The 11,948-nt window shown below is 66.7% G+C and carries 13 protein-coding genes and 1 pseudogene; 8 read left to right on the top strand and 6 right to left on the bottom strand.

All coding sequences use genetic code 11. The features are described from left to right. Positions 1 to 20: 20 nt before the first annotated feature. Positions 21 to 623: a DUF6318 family protein gene (locus V9G19_RS26945; RefSeq protein WP_462288448.1), complete on the bottom strand. Its 603-nt coding sequence runs from the start codon at positions 621 to 623 to the stop codon at positions 21 to 23. A gap of 84 nt (positions 624 to 707) precedes the next feature. Here V9G19_RS26945 and V9G19_RS26940 point away from each other — a divergent pair, with 84 nt between their 5' ends. After that, positions 708 to 1,613 (top strand): alpha/beta fold hydrolase, encoded by a 906-nt coding sequence (locus V9G19_RS26940; RefSeq protein ID WP_462288447.1) that lies wholly within the window; start codon positions 708 to 710, stop codon positions 1,611 to 1,613. On the opposite strand, the gene V9G19_RS26935 is transcribed toward V9G19_RS26940, so the two are convergent. Then, complete coding sequence (locus V9G19_RS26935) at positions 1,610 to 1,987, bottom strand: VOC family protein (protein ID WP_462288446.1); 378 nt, start codon at positions 1,985 to 1,987, stop codon at positions 1,610 to 1,612. The genes V9G19_RS26940 and V9G19_RS26935 overlap by 4 nt on opposite strands. Before the next feature lie 90 nt (positions 1,988 to 2,077). On the opposite strand from V9G19_RS26935, the gene tdh reads away from it, so the two are divergent. From tdh to V9G19_RS26920, 3 genes are read left to right on the top strand one after another with little or no spacing between them, the layout of a single operon-like run. Next, entirely contained in the window at positions 2,078 to 3,124 is a 1,047-nt protein-coding gene (gene tdh, locus V9G19_RS26930) for an L-threonine 3-dehydrogenase (protein WP_462288445.1), read from the top strand. Between the two features lie 4 nt (positions 3,125 to 3,128). Further along, the gene (locus tag V9G19_RS26925; RefSeq protein ID WP_462288444.1) at positions 3,129 to 4,325 is read left to right on the top strand and encodes a glycine C-acetyltransferase; all 1,197 of its coding nucleotides are present in this window, start codon (positions 3,129 to 3,131) and stop codon (positions 4,323 to 4,325) included. Between the two features lie 24 nt (positions 4,326 to 4,349). Beyond that, positions 4,350 to 5,237, top strand: coding sequence for an oxidoreductase (locus V9G19_RS26920; RefSeq protein WP_462288443.1), 888 nt, complete (start codon positions 4,350 to 4,352; stop codon positions 5,235 to 5,237). Between the two features lie 61 nt (positions 5,238 to 5,298). On the opposite strand, the gene V9G19_RS26915 is transcribed toward V9G19_RS26920, so the two are convergent. The 4 genes from V9G19_RS26915 to V9G19_RS26900 form a co-directional block, all read right to left on the bottom strand. Beyond that, positions 5,299 to 6,036 carry an IS3 family transposase gene (locus V9G19_RS26915; protein ID WP_462288442.1) on the bottom strand — a complete coding sequence of 246 codons (738 nt, stop codon included), beginning with the start codon at positions 6,034 to 6,036 and terminating at the stop codon, positions 5,299 to 5,301. Between the two features lie 190 nt (positions 6,037 to 6,226). Continuing rightward, complete coding sequence (locus V9G19_RS26910; protein WP_462288441.1) at positions 6,227 to 6,379, bottom strand: transposase; 153 nt, start codon at positions 6,377 to 6,379, stop codon at positions 6,227 to 6,229. Positions 6,380 to 6,413: 34 nt separating this feature from the next. Further along, positions 6,414 to 6,983 carry an HARBI1 family protein gene (locus V9G19_RS26905; protein ID WP_462288440.1) on the bottom strand — a complete coding sequence of 190 codons (570 nt, stop codon included), beginning with the start codon at positions 6,981 to 6,983 and terminating at the stop codon, positions 6,414 to 6,416. Between the two features lie 350 nt (positions 6,984 to 7,333). Continuing rightward, a complete protein-coding gene (locus V9G19_RS26900) occupies positions 7,334 to 7,768 on the bottom strand; it encodes a hypothetical protein (protein WP_462288439.1) in 435 nt (144 codons plus the stop codon). A gap of 507 nt (positions 7,769 to 8,275) precedes the next feature. Between V9G19_RS26900 and V9G19_RS26895 the strand changes: the two genes are divergently transcribed. From V9G19_RS26895 to V9G19_RS26880, 4 genes and pseudogenes are all read left to right on the top strand, one after another. After that, the gene (locus V9G19_RS26895; protein ID WP_462288438.1) at positions 8,276 to 9,781 is read left to right on the top strand and encodes an IS1380 family transposase; all 1,506 of its coding nucleotides are present in this window, start codon (positions 8,276 to 8,278) and stop codon (positions 9,779 to 9,781) included. Positions 9,782 to 10,046: 265 nt separating this feature from the next. Continuing rightward, positions 10,047 to 10,367, top strand: a complete 321-nt coding sequence (locus tag V9G19_RS26890) for a transposase (RefSeq protein ID WP_462288437.1) — start codon at positions 10,047 to 10,049, stop codon at positions 10,365 to 10,367. A 55-nt stretch (positions 10,368 to 10,422) separates the two neighbouring features. Further along, on the top strand, positions 10,423 to 11,013 hold the full coding sequence (locus V9G19_RS26885; protein ID WP_462288436.1) for a transposase: 591 nt from the start codon (positions 10,423 to 10,425) through the stop codon (positions 11,011 to 11,013). 100 nt (positions 11,014 to 11,113) lie between these two features. Further along, positions 11,114 to 11,911: pseudogene (locus V9G19_RS26880) on the top strand (transposase family protein). Positions 11,912 to 11,948: the final 37 nt, after the last annotated feature.

Below are 11,948 nucleotides of genomic sequence, written 5' to 3'. Positions count from 1 at the left end.
TGGCCCGGTTATCCACAGGACTATTCCTTGCGCACCGAGACGACCCGCCAGCCCTGGCTGCTCCATTTGGTCTGCACGACCATCGTGAGCGCCTCACTCGCCTGCTTGCGGGCAAGGGAGCCGTTGAGGTTGTAGACCCGGGCGGCGAGCTGTTCAACGTCGGCGCGGATCTCGTAGCCGTCCCCGGTCTTGGTCACCACGTCGACCGATTCGACCGCCAACGGATCGCTGGCGAAGCGCTCGTGCGTGGAGATCAGCCGATCCGCCTCCCCCGCGTAGTTCGCGCAGGCTTGGCAATCTCGAAGGGAAACGTCCTCGATCAGGCCGGTCTGCGGCATGGCCCAGGCGAAGCCGACCAGCTCGAAGAAGTAGCCGGTGAAGGCGGCCGCCCCGGCGCCATTGGCGCGGCGCGCCGCGGTGGGCAACTTCGGCTTTTTCGGTTCGTATGCCGTTGCCGCTGGGGAACTCTCCGGCTCGCTCGGCCCCAAGGACGTTGCGGAGGCACGGGTGGTCGGGCCCGTCGAGGAGCCGGTGGTGAGGTCGGGTAGGCAGCCGGCCACGATCACGGCCACGATGGCGGCCAGAGCGACGAGGGTGGTTCGGGTGGGGATGGAGGGTGTCATCGCCGCCAGTGTCCCAATCGTGGTGGTCGCGCCGGCGACATCCGGGTTTCCGCGAGGTTTCGGCGCGTCGTGATTGACTGCAGCATGCCTGACGCCGAGGTCAACGGAATCCGCCTGCACTATGACGAGCAGGGGGCCGGGGAGCCGATGCTGCTGATTATGGGGCTGGCCACTCAGATGATTGCCTGGCCGCCACCCTTCCTCGACGGCCTGGCTGCGTCGGGCTTCCGGGTGATCCGGTTCGACAATCGCGACATCGGCTTGTCGACCAAGTCCGAGTCCGTTCCGCAGCGCAAAGACGTCCTGCGCAGCATGGCGAGCAGTCGGCTGGCCAAGTCCGAGTACTCCCTGCAGGACATGGCCGCCGACGCCGCGGGGCTGCTCGACCACCTGCAGGTCCCCGCAGCACACGTCGTCGGCCTGTCGATGGGCGGCATGATCGCCCAGGAACTGGCCATCGACTGCCCCCACCGGGTCCTGAGCCTCTGCTCGATCATGTCCAACACCGGCAACCGGCGCCAGGGCCGGCCGGCGACCTCGATGTATCCCGAGTTGCGCCGCACCATGCTCAGCCCCCGCCCGGCCGATCGGGACGGGGCGATCGAAGCGGGTGTCGCCGCGTGGCGCGCGATCTCTGGACCGCAATTCGAGGAGGCGGAGGTGCGGGCGATGATCACCGCGGCGATCGAGCGCGATCCCGACCCGTATGGCCGGCTGCGGCAACTCCTCGCGATCCAAGCCAGCCCCGACCGCACGCCGCGGCTGGCCGGGTTGCGGATGCCTGCCCTGGTCATCCATGGACTCGCCGACAAGCTCGTGTTGCCCAGCGGCGGAATCGCGACCGCCCGCGCCATCCCCGGCTCGCGGCTGCTCATGTTCCCGGACATGGGCCACGACCTGCCACGCAACCGCATACCGGAGATCCTCGAGGCGATCACGCGCAATGCGGCGCGGGCCCGCCAGGCGGCCGTGCCCGCAGCTTCGGCCTAACCCTCGGGGGCGCAGTGACAGACGGCCTCGATGTTGTTGCCGTCCGGGTCACGAACGAACGCACCGAAGTAGCCCGGGTGGTATTCCGGCCAGACCCGCGGCGCGTGTAGGCTCTCCGCGCCGAGTTCGACCGCCTTGTCATAAAACGCCCGCACCATGGCCGCGTCGGGGGCGGCGAAGGCTACGTGCATCTCCCGATTGGGTTCGGCTCCGGGCCATTTGCTGATCCAGAACTGCGGCTTTCCCTCGACCCCATAGCCGATGGCGACGCCGAAGTCCATGACCCGAGCGTGCCCGAGGACGCCGAGCACGGCGTCATAGAAGGCGGCGCTCGCCTCGAAGTCGGAGCAGTTGATGCCGAAGTGGTCGATCATGGCGTCGATCCTGCCATCTCCCTCGCGCTGCGCCCGCCTTCGCTCGCGCGCCGGGCATAGGGTGGGTCCGCCCCGCGAGGAAGGTGGAGGATGCGCGCACTCGTCAAACCGCAGGCCGGTCCCGGCCTGGAGCTGATCGAGGTGGCCGAGCCCCACGGCGGCCCCACCGACGTCAAGATCCGCGTGCTGCGCGCGGGATTGTGCGGCACCGACTTGCACATCCAGGGCTGGGACCCGTGGGCAGCCGCGACGCTGGCGCCTCCGCTCGTCGTCGGCCACGAGTTCTATGGCGAGGTCGTCGAGGTCGGCGAGGACGTCCCGGCGGGCACGGTGGCCGTCGGCGACCGGGTCTCTGGCGAAGGCCACGTCGTCTGCGGCCACTGTCGCAACTGCCGGGCGGGGCGCCGCCACCTGTGTATCAACACCATCGGTGTCGGAGTCAACCGCGACGGCGCCTTCGCGGACTATGTCGTCATCCCCGCCTCGAATGTCTACGTCCAGCCGCCCGAGATCGAGCCGGACCTCGGCGCCGTGTTCGACCCGCTGGGTAATGCCACGCACACGGCGTTGCAGTGGTCGATGGTGGGTGAGGACGTCCTGATCACCGGGGCCGGACCGATCGGGGTGATGGCGACGGCGATCGCCCGGCACGCCGGCGCGCGGCATGTCGTGGTGACCGATCTGTCCGATGTGCGGCTTAAGCTGGCTGCGGGCGCTGGGGCCGGCCTCGTCGTCAACACCTCCCGGCAGACTCTGCGGGAAGCCCAGGCCGCGCTGGGGATGCGAGAGGGGTTCGACATCGCTTTGGAGATGTCCGGCGCTTCGGCCGCCGTGGCCGAGCTGATCGACAACATGAACCACGGGGGACGGGTGGCGATGCTCGGGCTGCCCAAGCAGCCCTACCCGATCGATTGGGGCAAGGTCATCACGCACATGCTGACGATCAAGGGCATCTATGGCCGCGAGATGTTCGACACCTGGTATGCCATGGGCGCGATGCTGCAGACCTCGCCGACGCTGGCCGATGCGGTGCGCTCGGTGATCACTCACCGGGTGCCAGCCGCACAGTGGGCGGAGGCCTTCGACATCGCCCGCTCTGGGCAGTGCGGCAAGGTCATCATGAACTGGGAGGACTAGCCCGATGTATGCCGGTTTGCGCGACGAGATCGCCACCACCCTGACCGAGATCCGCGACGCCGGGCTCTACAAATCCGAGCGGCAGTTGACGACCGCTCAGTCGGCCCACATCGCGACCACCGCAGGCGAGGCGCTCAATTTCTGCGCCAACAACTACCTCGGCCTCGCCGACCACCCCGAGGTCGTCGCCGCTGCCCGGGATGCGTTGGAGCAGTGGGGATTCGGCATGGCCAGTGTCCGCTTCATCTGCGGCACACAGACATTGCACAAGGATCTCGAAGAGGGTTTGTCCGACTTCCTCGGCACCGATGACACGATCTTGTATTCGTCGTGTTTCGACGCCAACGGCGGCCTGTTCGAGGTGCTCTTCGGCGAAGGCGACGCGATCATTTCCGACGAACTCAACCACGCCTCGCTCATCGACGGCATCCGGCTGGCCAAGGCCGACCGGTATCGATACCGCAACGCCGACATGGCCGATCTTCGGGGGCAGTTGGCGGCCGCCCGCGGCGCCGGTGCCCACCGGGTTGTCATCGTCACCGACGGCGTCTTCTCGATGGACGGCTCCTTTGCTCCCCTGCCGCAGATTTGCGATCTCGCCGAGGAGTACGGCGCCCTAGTGATGGTCGACGACTCGCACGCCGTCGGCTTCATCGGGCAGAGCGGCGCCGGGACGCCGGAGCACTTCGGCGTCCGCGACCGCGTCGACATCCTCAGCGGGACCCTTGGCAAGGCGCTGGGCGGAGCGTCTGGCGGCTACATCAGCAGCCATCAGGAGATCGTCGACCTGCTCCGGCAGCGCTCCCGCCCCTATCTCTTCTCCAACGCCGTGGCGCCAAGCGTCGCCGCCGGCTCGTATGCCGCACTCAACCTCGCCCGCGCGGCCACCGACGCGCGGATCCGGTTGCGCGACAACGCGGCCCTCTTCCGCGGGTTGATGGCCGACGCGGGGTTCGAGCTGTTGCCGGGCGAGCATCCCATCATCCCGGTCATGTTCCGCGGGCCGGATGGCGCGCGCCTGGCCGGGCAGGTCGCCGACGCCATGCTCGCCGACGGCGTTTATGTCATTGCGTTCTCCTATCCGGTGGTTCCGGCCGGTGCGGCGCGCATCCGGGTGCAGTTGTCCGCGGCCCACAGCGAGGAGGATGTTCGCCGCTGCGCTGCGGCCTTCATCACAGCGCGTTCCGCCGTCTCCGGATAGGCTGGTGGGGATCAGGGAGCACGGATGAGACGCTGGACTACGAAGGACATTCCGGACCAGAACGGACGTGTCTTCGTGGTGACTGGGGCCAACTCCGGGCTTGGCCTTGAGACCGCAAAGCAGTTGTGCGCCAAGGGTGCCCATGTCGTGTTCGCGTGCCGCAACGTGGCCAAGGCAGACGCGGTCAGGAGCGGCATACCGGGCAGTCACGAGACCCGGCGGCTCGACTTGTGCGACCTGGACTCGGTCCGGTCCTTCGCCGACGGCGTCGGCGACTGGCGGATCGAGACCCTGGTCAACAACGCCGGGATCATGGCCGTGCCCTTCGGTCGGTCGGCGCAGGGCCACGAGCTGCAGTTCGCCACGAATGTCCTCGGTCCGTTCCTGCTCACCGCGATGCTCTATCCGTTGCTGACCGACCGGGTGGTCTGGCTCAGCTCGCAGATGCATCGCTTCGGTCAGGTCGATGTCACCGATCCCGATTTCGAGACCCGGCGCTACCGTTCCTGGTCCGCGTACTCCGACACCAAACTGGCCGACCTGATGCTCGCCTATGAGTTGCAGCGCCGGCTGACGGCGGCCGCTACCCGGGTCCGCTCGGTCGCCGCCCACCCGGGGTATGCCGCGACGAACCTGCAGGGCCAGAGCGGCAATTTCACCGACCCGTTGTTCCGGCTGGCCAACAAGAACCCGTTCATCGCGCAGAGCGCGGCGATGGGCGCCCTGCCCGTCCTGTATGCCGCGACCGTCGCCGATCTGCCGGGCGGCAGCTATATCGGGCCCGCGGGTGTGGCCGAGATGCGCGGTCATCCGCGCCCGGTCGGCTCCAGCCGCGCCTCACATGACCAGGACCGGGCCGGCGAGCTGTGGCACTTGTGCGAGCGCCTCAGCGGACACCGGTTTGTGGTCTAACCATGAGGCTTATTCACGAGGTGGGGTGCCGGACTGTTTTCGGAGTCGGTGGCTTTGGTTCTCAGGCGGCTGGCCGGTGGTTTTGGTACCCGTCCAACATTTCCCGCGGGGTCTGGTATCCCAGTCCGGAGTGGAGCCTTTGATGATTATAGTAGATTTCGATGTACGCCGCAATAGCCGCGGACGCTGATTTCCGGGTCGGCCACTTCTCCCGGTTGACTAACTCGACCTTGATCGCCCCATTGGTGGACTCGGCCAGGGCATTGTCGTAGCAGATCCCGGTCCGACCCACCGACCGGGAAATCCCCAACTCGCCCAACACGCGGCCGTACTCGTCGGACGTATAATTACTGCCCCGGTCCGAATGAAACACCGCGCCGGCCGGCAGCTTGACGTTCCGGGCGGCCATCTGAATGGCGTCGGTGATCAACTCGGTCCGGTAGTGATCGGCCATGGCCCACCCGATAATAGCGCGGGAGAAACAATCGATGACCAACGCCAGATACAACCAGCCTTCATCGGTGCGGACATACGTGATGTCGCCGACCATCTTCGCCCCGGGCACGGCCGCGGTGAAGTCCCGACCGACCAGGTCCGGGATCGTGACCGCCTCCCGGGAGGCCTTGGTCGTCTGCCGGCGTGAGGTCCGCGGCTGGCAGGCTTCCAAGCCCAGCTCCGCCATGATCGAACGTACCGTCTCCGGGTCACAGTACTGACCCGCCCGGCGCAGCTCGGCGTGGACCCGACGGTAGCCGTACCGGCCCCCCCACAGGGCGACTCCGAAGGGCCAAACCTTCATCACCTGCACAGCACCGCCACCAGCCACGATCACCTACACATCGCGACCTCCAACGTTCGTGGCACACCTTTTCCCAGGAACTCCCGTTCCAGCCGGAGTTCCTGAACTTCGCGTTCGAGCTGTTCGAGTCGTGCGCGTTCGGAAATCGTCAACGGCGCCTCGTCGGTCGGGTTCGCCTCCTGGTGTTTCTTCACCCAGTTCCGACCCAGTTCCGCAACGTCTCCGCGCCGATACCATTTTCCCGAGCGACCTGGGACAGGTTCTTACGACCCTTGACGCTCAAGTACAACTCGACCATCTGCTCACGGAACTCCGGTGAGAAGTTCCCTCTGCTCGTACTCATGAAACTCATTGCTCCCTTCCCATGGAAACCTATTCTATTGGGCTCCAACTCCGGAAGGAATCAGGCACGCCAAGGCTAGTTTCAGGAATTGTAGCCCGAGGACAGCGGTGATGGTTTGAGCGAATGTGTGGTAGGGCCGCCGGTAGTCGGTGTGGAGGATCCGCCAGGTTTTCAGGTGGGCGATGGTTCGTTCGATGGTGGCGCGGATCGCGTTGAGTTCTTTGTTGAATTGTTTCCGGTCGTCGGTGAGTTCTCCCTTGGGTGGCTTTTTGATGGGGGTAATCAGGCCGGCGCCGATGTAGCCTTTGTCAGCGATGATCGTGGCGGCACGGTTGCCGTCCAGGAGGCCGCTGGCGCGCAGGGCGGTCAGGTCGTGGGTGGACCCGGGAAGGGGATCGGAGACCCACAGCAGGCGGTCGGAGAGGGTGGCGGCGACCTGGACGTTGACACCGGTGGTGTGGTGTTTGCCGGAGTAGAGGTCGGGAACATCGGCCCAGGACCAGCACGGGAGCAGGGTTCCGTCGATGATCAGCGGGACCTCGGGGTCGAGGTCGTCCGCGACCGGGATCCAGTCGGCGGTGGCGTCGGCCAGGGCCGGGGTCATCGCGGCGATCGTCCGCGAGATCGTGGGCTGGGAGGTGGCATACCGGTCGGCCAGGTCTGTCTTGGGTGCTGGTTTCGGCGCAGATAGGTCAGGGTGATGATGATCGACTTCCGCAGTCCCAGCGACGGCGGGTAGGCCAGCGAATATCCGCGTTCTGCAGGTCGCGGATCAGGAGGACGAGACGGTCGATCTGGCCTCTGGTGTAACCGGTGGTAGAATACATTCGCGACGGCCCGATCTGGAGGTTTGAGTGTGGTAACCCAATCTTCTCTTGGAGCGGGCTGTGGCTTTGTTAGGCGCTCCGGTCAGAATGTCGCGATTTTATTACATTCCCCCACCGTGAATAAGCCTCATTGTTGTTCGGACGGCGGAGAGTCGACCGGAGGGTATCCGAACCGCCGGAGACATTCGACCATGCGCAATTGATGACGATAGAGATGTCTGAAGTCAGCTTCGGAGAGCTTTGGCGCCGGGAGACTTGCCCCCACCTCAGCGAGACACGCCCTGTCGTCTGCATCGAAGGCGGCCTGTTGCTCTGGGCCAACATCAACTTCGAAACTATCGCCAGTGTCGGTGACCTTCCAGCCCTTGTCGCTCAGGCAACGGATGATCGCATCGCCGTGCTTGGATTGTGCTGCGCCGATCCGTCCCGATGTGGCCGAGTTCGTGGCGGGCTTGCGTTCAGCCGAATTTCCGGTGCAACTTGATACGAAAACAGCGCCAAGCAGCATGGAAACAAACCAGATCCGCGTGAATCTAGTCGCCGCATCTTCGCGGTCGGTCACCAGATGCAGTAGCCGTCGGTAAGCGCCGTGTTCAAGTCGCCCACGGCACCCCCATTGTCGAGCGCCTCAATATACCAGCCGCCATTGATGAGGCCTCTATTCCAGCTCTTGTAGTACCAGACGCCATAGACTGGATCCCATTGCTTGGTGCGTCCTTGTTGCGTGTGTCGTTGGATGCTCCCTGGCGCGGCGTATCCGCGAGTGGTGATGGTCCCGTGCTGTTGGGTGCAGTTGTCGTAACCGCCCTCCGAATCGTACGCGCGAGCTGGCAAGGTGCTTGCCATCAACAGGAGCAAGCAGGTGATTGGGACCGAAATAGTACGGCGTTTCATCGACATACCCTCTTTGCGCCCGAAGTAGGTATAGCCAAGAACCCCAGGAGTCAGAACCCGGATCCGCGAGTAGTGGTGGGGTGATCGGCGTGTGATGTGACGAAGGTGCTTGTCCTACTGGGAGAATCGGGGTTACGAAGCCTTCGATTGGCCAGCGAGGAGAAGCACCTTGTCGATGAAGAGAGTACGTGGTCGTGGCCGGGTGCGGAAGCGGGTGCGGATCGGCGCGCCGGATCCGTCGTTGACCGGGACCTCGGGGGTGGCAGCGCTCGCGGAGTTCATCGAGAAACTGGACCTGGTCGGGCGCCTGGACCGGGGGATCGGTGCGATCAAGGAGCGGGAGCGGGGCGCGACGGCCGGGCAGGTGCTGGTGTCGCTGGCGCAGTGCCAGCTGCTCGGCGGGGATGTGCTGGCCGCGTTGGACCGGCAGCGCCAGGATGTGGCCGGGTCCGCGTTGTCGGCGGTGCCGGTGTTGGCCTCGACCACGGCGGCGGGGTTGGCCCGCCGGTTCGGGCCGGCGCAGCTGGCCGGCCTGGAGAGTGCGGTCGCGGACCTGACCGGTCATGCGGTCGGGTTGTTGCCGGCGTCCCGCCGGGCGGTGCTGGCCGCGGCGGTGACGGTGGACTTGGATTCCACCGATGTGGAGGTGTACGGGCCGACGAAGCAGGGCGTGGCCTACAACTATCACGGTCAGCGCGCGGGCCGTCCGCATCTGGGGACCTGGGCCGAGGCCGGGCTGACCCTGGCCGCGGAGTTGCTCGCGGGGAATGAGGATGTGAGGCCCCGGGCCGCTGACCTGCTGCGCCGCACCCTGGCCGGGATCCCCGAGGACATCCGCTCGGCCGCGGCCGACTGGGATCGGTTGCGGGTGCGCGCGGATGCCGGCTACTTCACCGCCGACCTGGCCCACGCCGCGGTGGCGGCCGGGTGTGACTTCGCCATCGCCGCGAAACGGAACACCGCGATGTGGCGCGCCTACGCCGCCATCCCCGAGGACGCCTGGGGTGCGGCGGAGGGGATGCCCGGCGCGCAGGTCGCCGCGGTCGACTACGCCCCGCAGGGGTGGCCGCCGCACACGTACACCATCGTGCGCCGGGTCCGCATCGAGGCCGAGGACATCTCCGACGACCCCCGCTCACGGCGCCGGCGCACCATCGAGAAGAACCAACTCACCCTCGCCTTGGAGGGCGCGGCCACCCACGCCCACGCGGTCTCCTTCATCGTCACCAATATCCCCGCCAACGACCACCCGGCCAACCCCACCGAGCCGGCCGAGCCGGCCCAGCCGGCGGAGCCGGCGGAGCCGGGTGAGGCGGCCGCACCGGTTGCCTCGATCACGCAGGTCGAGTCCTGGTTCCGCCGCCGCACCGACATTGAGGACCGGATCCGGGAAGCCAAACTCGGGGCCGCGCTGCGGCATCTGCCGTCGGGCGACCACGCCATCAACACGGTGTGGATGTGGGCTGCCCTGCTCGCCGGGAACATCTCCGTCCTGCTGCAAGCCCTGACCGGGATCGACCAGCGTCACCGCGCCCACGGCGCCCGCCTACGCCACGAACTGCTCTGCGTCCCAGCCCGCATAGTCCGCCACGGCCGCCAGCTGATCCTGCGGCTGCCGCCCGACCGCCAGCTCCTGCCCACCGTCCTGGCCCGGATCCGGGCCTTACCCACCGCGGCCTAACCCGCGAATCCCCCGTCCCGACGACCCAGGACCCCGAAGACCCGCCCACCCGAGCGCCACCGGGCCATCCGCGCTGCCCGCACCCAAAAACACACTGCCACAACACAAAATCTATCCGCCGTTCACTGGCCGCCCAACCCACACGCAAGCTACTCGCGGATCCGGGTTCAGAGCGCGGCATGACGCCTGGATACAGGTAGAAGTAGCTAACGGTACCCCCCCCCCCGGCTCGATGCGCAAGGGGTGAGCAGCCAGCCGCAACGTGGTGAGGATCGCGGCGAATGGCTACTGTTCGACCTATGGCTCCTCGGCGCGAGTGGACCCTACCGGCTCGATCGTGTGGGGCCCTGCCGGCAAAGACGCGGACGCACTTGCCCGGTTCTTCGCCGACCTACCCGCCGGTGGCGGGGACGCGATCGAGACGGTGTCGATGGACCTGGGGCCGGCGTACGCCAAGACCGTGCGGGAGCACGCCCCGAACGCGGTGATCTGTTACGACCCGTTTTATCCCGACGTCGTGGTTATGCCGATGTCGTTGGAGGCAGGGCTGGCCGGGTGGGCGATTGGGCAGATGGGGTCGGCATAACCGGTCGCTGTGCATGGACGCTGGGGCCTTCGGTTCTGTCGAAGGGAGCACGATCATGCACAGCATTTCGGATCCGTCACGGGTTCGGTTCATTGGCCCGCTGACGCCGTTGGCGCCTGGGCTTGCCGCAGAGTTGTTGGCGTTGGGTTACGCGTCGACGTCGGCGACGAACCAGCTGCAGCTGGCGGCGCATTTGTCCCGGTGGCTGCAGGCCCACGGTTTGGGCCCGGGCGAGTTGACCGAGGCGGTGATCGCGCAGTTCCTCGTGGAGCGTCGTCGCGATTACGCCCATCTCTACTCGCTGCAGGCGCTTGGCCCGACGTTGGGGTATCTGCGTCATCTCGGCGTGGCTCCGGCCGCGCACCCGATGGTGCCGGTCGGTGTCGAAGAGGAGATGCTGGCCCGGTTCCGGAACTACCTGTGGACCGTACCCGGTTTGGTGGACACGGGAGGGGTTGCCCTGTCTTTGAAGGAGTTTCACGTCATGGGTGATACGCGTCGGGCGTTCACGGCGGAGTACAAGTCGCAGGCGGTCGGGTTCGTGTTGGATGATGACCGGACCATCGCCGAGGTGGCCAGGAATATCGGCTGCCATGAGTACACATTGAGGTTTTCTCACCAGGCCGGGGTTGACCGCTGGGTGTGACGCGTGTGACCTGGGGTGATGGCGTGTCGGATGTGCCACGCGGGGTCCATGGGGCCAGAGTCGGTTTCGACAAAGTCCCCGTCTCGACCCAGGACCCCGCGTGCTGTCATATCGTGCCACCCTCGACGTCCCCGTTTCCACCGGCGCCCGGGTCTCCCGCTGGCTACAAGCCCACCGCCGCCGAGTCGATCGCCGGCCATGGCAGCGGGCCGCGACCTGCTGGACCCAGGCCATCCTCGTCCTACGCTGGCTCAAGGACGGCACCGACATCGACCTGCTCGCCCGCGACGCGAAGGTCAGCCAGGCGAGCGGGTACCGCTACCTACACGAAGCGATATCGGTGATCGCCGCCCACCTGCCGGACCTGCCCGAAGTGCTGGCCGCCGGACACGCGGCCGGGTGGGCGTACGTGTGCCTCGATGGCACCCTGATCGCATCCACCCGCTCATCGGCGACATCCGCTGCCGGACATGACCTGTGGTAGGCCGGGAAACACAAACGACACGGCGGGAACATCCAGGTCGTCACCGACCCGAGCGGGTTCCCGGTCTGGGTCTCGCCGGTCGAACCCGGCTCCACCCACGACCTGAGCGCCGCCCGCCGGCACGTTCTGCCCGCCCTCTATCCGGCCGCCGCCGCCGGGTTGCCGACCCTGGCCGACAAGGGCTACGTCGGCGCCGGGATCGGCATCCACCTCCCCTACAAGGGCGCCAACCTCTGCCCCGACAACCGCACCCACAACCTGCTCCTGTGCTCCCTGCGCGCCCCGGCCGAACGCGCCAACGCCCTCCTGAAGTCCTTCAAAGCCCTCCGCCGGGTCACCCTCTGCCCCTGGCGGATCGGCGATATCACCGCCGCCGCCCTCGTCATTCTCACCATGCAACGAGGCCGCTGGTGAGAAAACCTCATTGGGGAAATGGGTGAAGAAGGAACGA

It is taken from the genome of Nostocoides sp., from assembly GCF_037045025.1.
In the GTDB taxonomy this organism is placed as follows: domain Bacteria; phylum Actinomycetota; class Actinomycetes; order Actinomycetales; family Dermatophilaceae; genus Nostocoides_A.
Note: the sequence above shows the minus strand (reverse complement) of the source record. Positions and strands in the feature narration are given on the sequence as shown.

What these genes read in the sequence shown, in the direction of transcription:
- V9G19_RS26945 (WP_462288448.1), bottom strand. Translation starts at nt 623, where the DNA reads ATGACACCCTCCATCCCCACCCGAACCACCCTCGTCGCTCTGGCCGCC.
- V9G19_RS26940 (WP_462288447.1), top strand. Translation starts at nt 708, where the DNA reads ATGCCTGACGCCGAGGTCAACGGAATCCGCCTGCACTATGACGAGCAG.
- V9G19_RS26935 (WP_462288446.1), bottom strand. Translation starts at nt 1,987, where the DNA reads ATGATCGACCACTTCGGCATCAACTGCTCCGACTTCGAGGCGAGCGCC.
- tdh (WP_462288445.1), top strand. Translation starts at nt 2,078, where the DNA reads ATGCGCGCACTCGTCAAACCGCAGGCCGGTCCCGGCCTGGAGCTGATC.
- V9G19_RS26925 (WP_462288444.1), top strand. Translation starts at nt 3,129, where the DNA reads ATGTATGCCGGTTTGCGCGACGAGATCGCCACCACCCTGACCGAGATC.
- V9G19_RS26920 (WP_462288443.1), top strand. Translation starts at nt 4,350, where the DNA reads ATGAGACGCTGGACTACGAAGGACATTCCGGACCAGAACGGACGTGTC.
- V9G19_RS26915 (WP_462288442.1), bottom strand. Translation starts at nt 6,036, where the DNA reads ATGAAGGTTTGGCCCTTCGGAGTCGCCCTGTGGGGGGGCCGGTACGGC.
- V9G19_RS26910 (WP_462288441.1), bottom strand. Translation starts at nt 6,379, where the DNA reads ATGAGTACGAGCAGAGGGAACTTCTCACCGGAGTTCCGTGAGCAGATG.
- V9G19_RS26905 (WP_462288440.1), bottom strand. Translation starts at nt 6,983, where the DNA reads ATGACCCCGGCCCTGGCCGACGCCACCGCCGACTGGATCCCGGTCGCG.
- V9G19_RS26895 (WP_462288438.1), top strand. Translation starts at nt 8,276, where the DNA reads ATGAAGAGAGTACGTGGTCGTGGCCGGGTGCGGAAGCGGGTGCGGATC.
- V9G19_RS26885 (WP_462288436.1), top strand. Translation starts at nt 10,423, where the DNA reads ATGCACAGCATTTCGGATCCGTCACGGGTTCGGTTCATTGGCCCGCTG.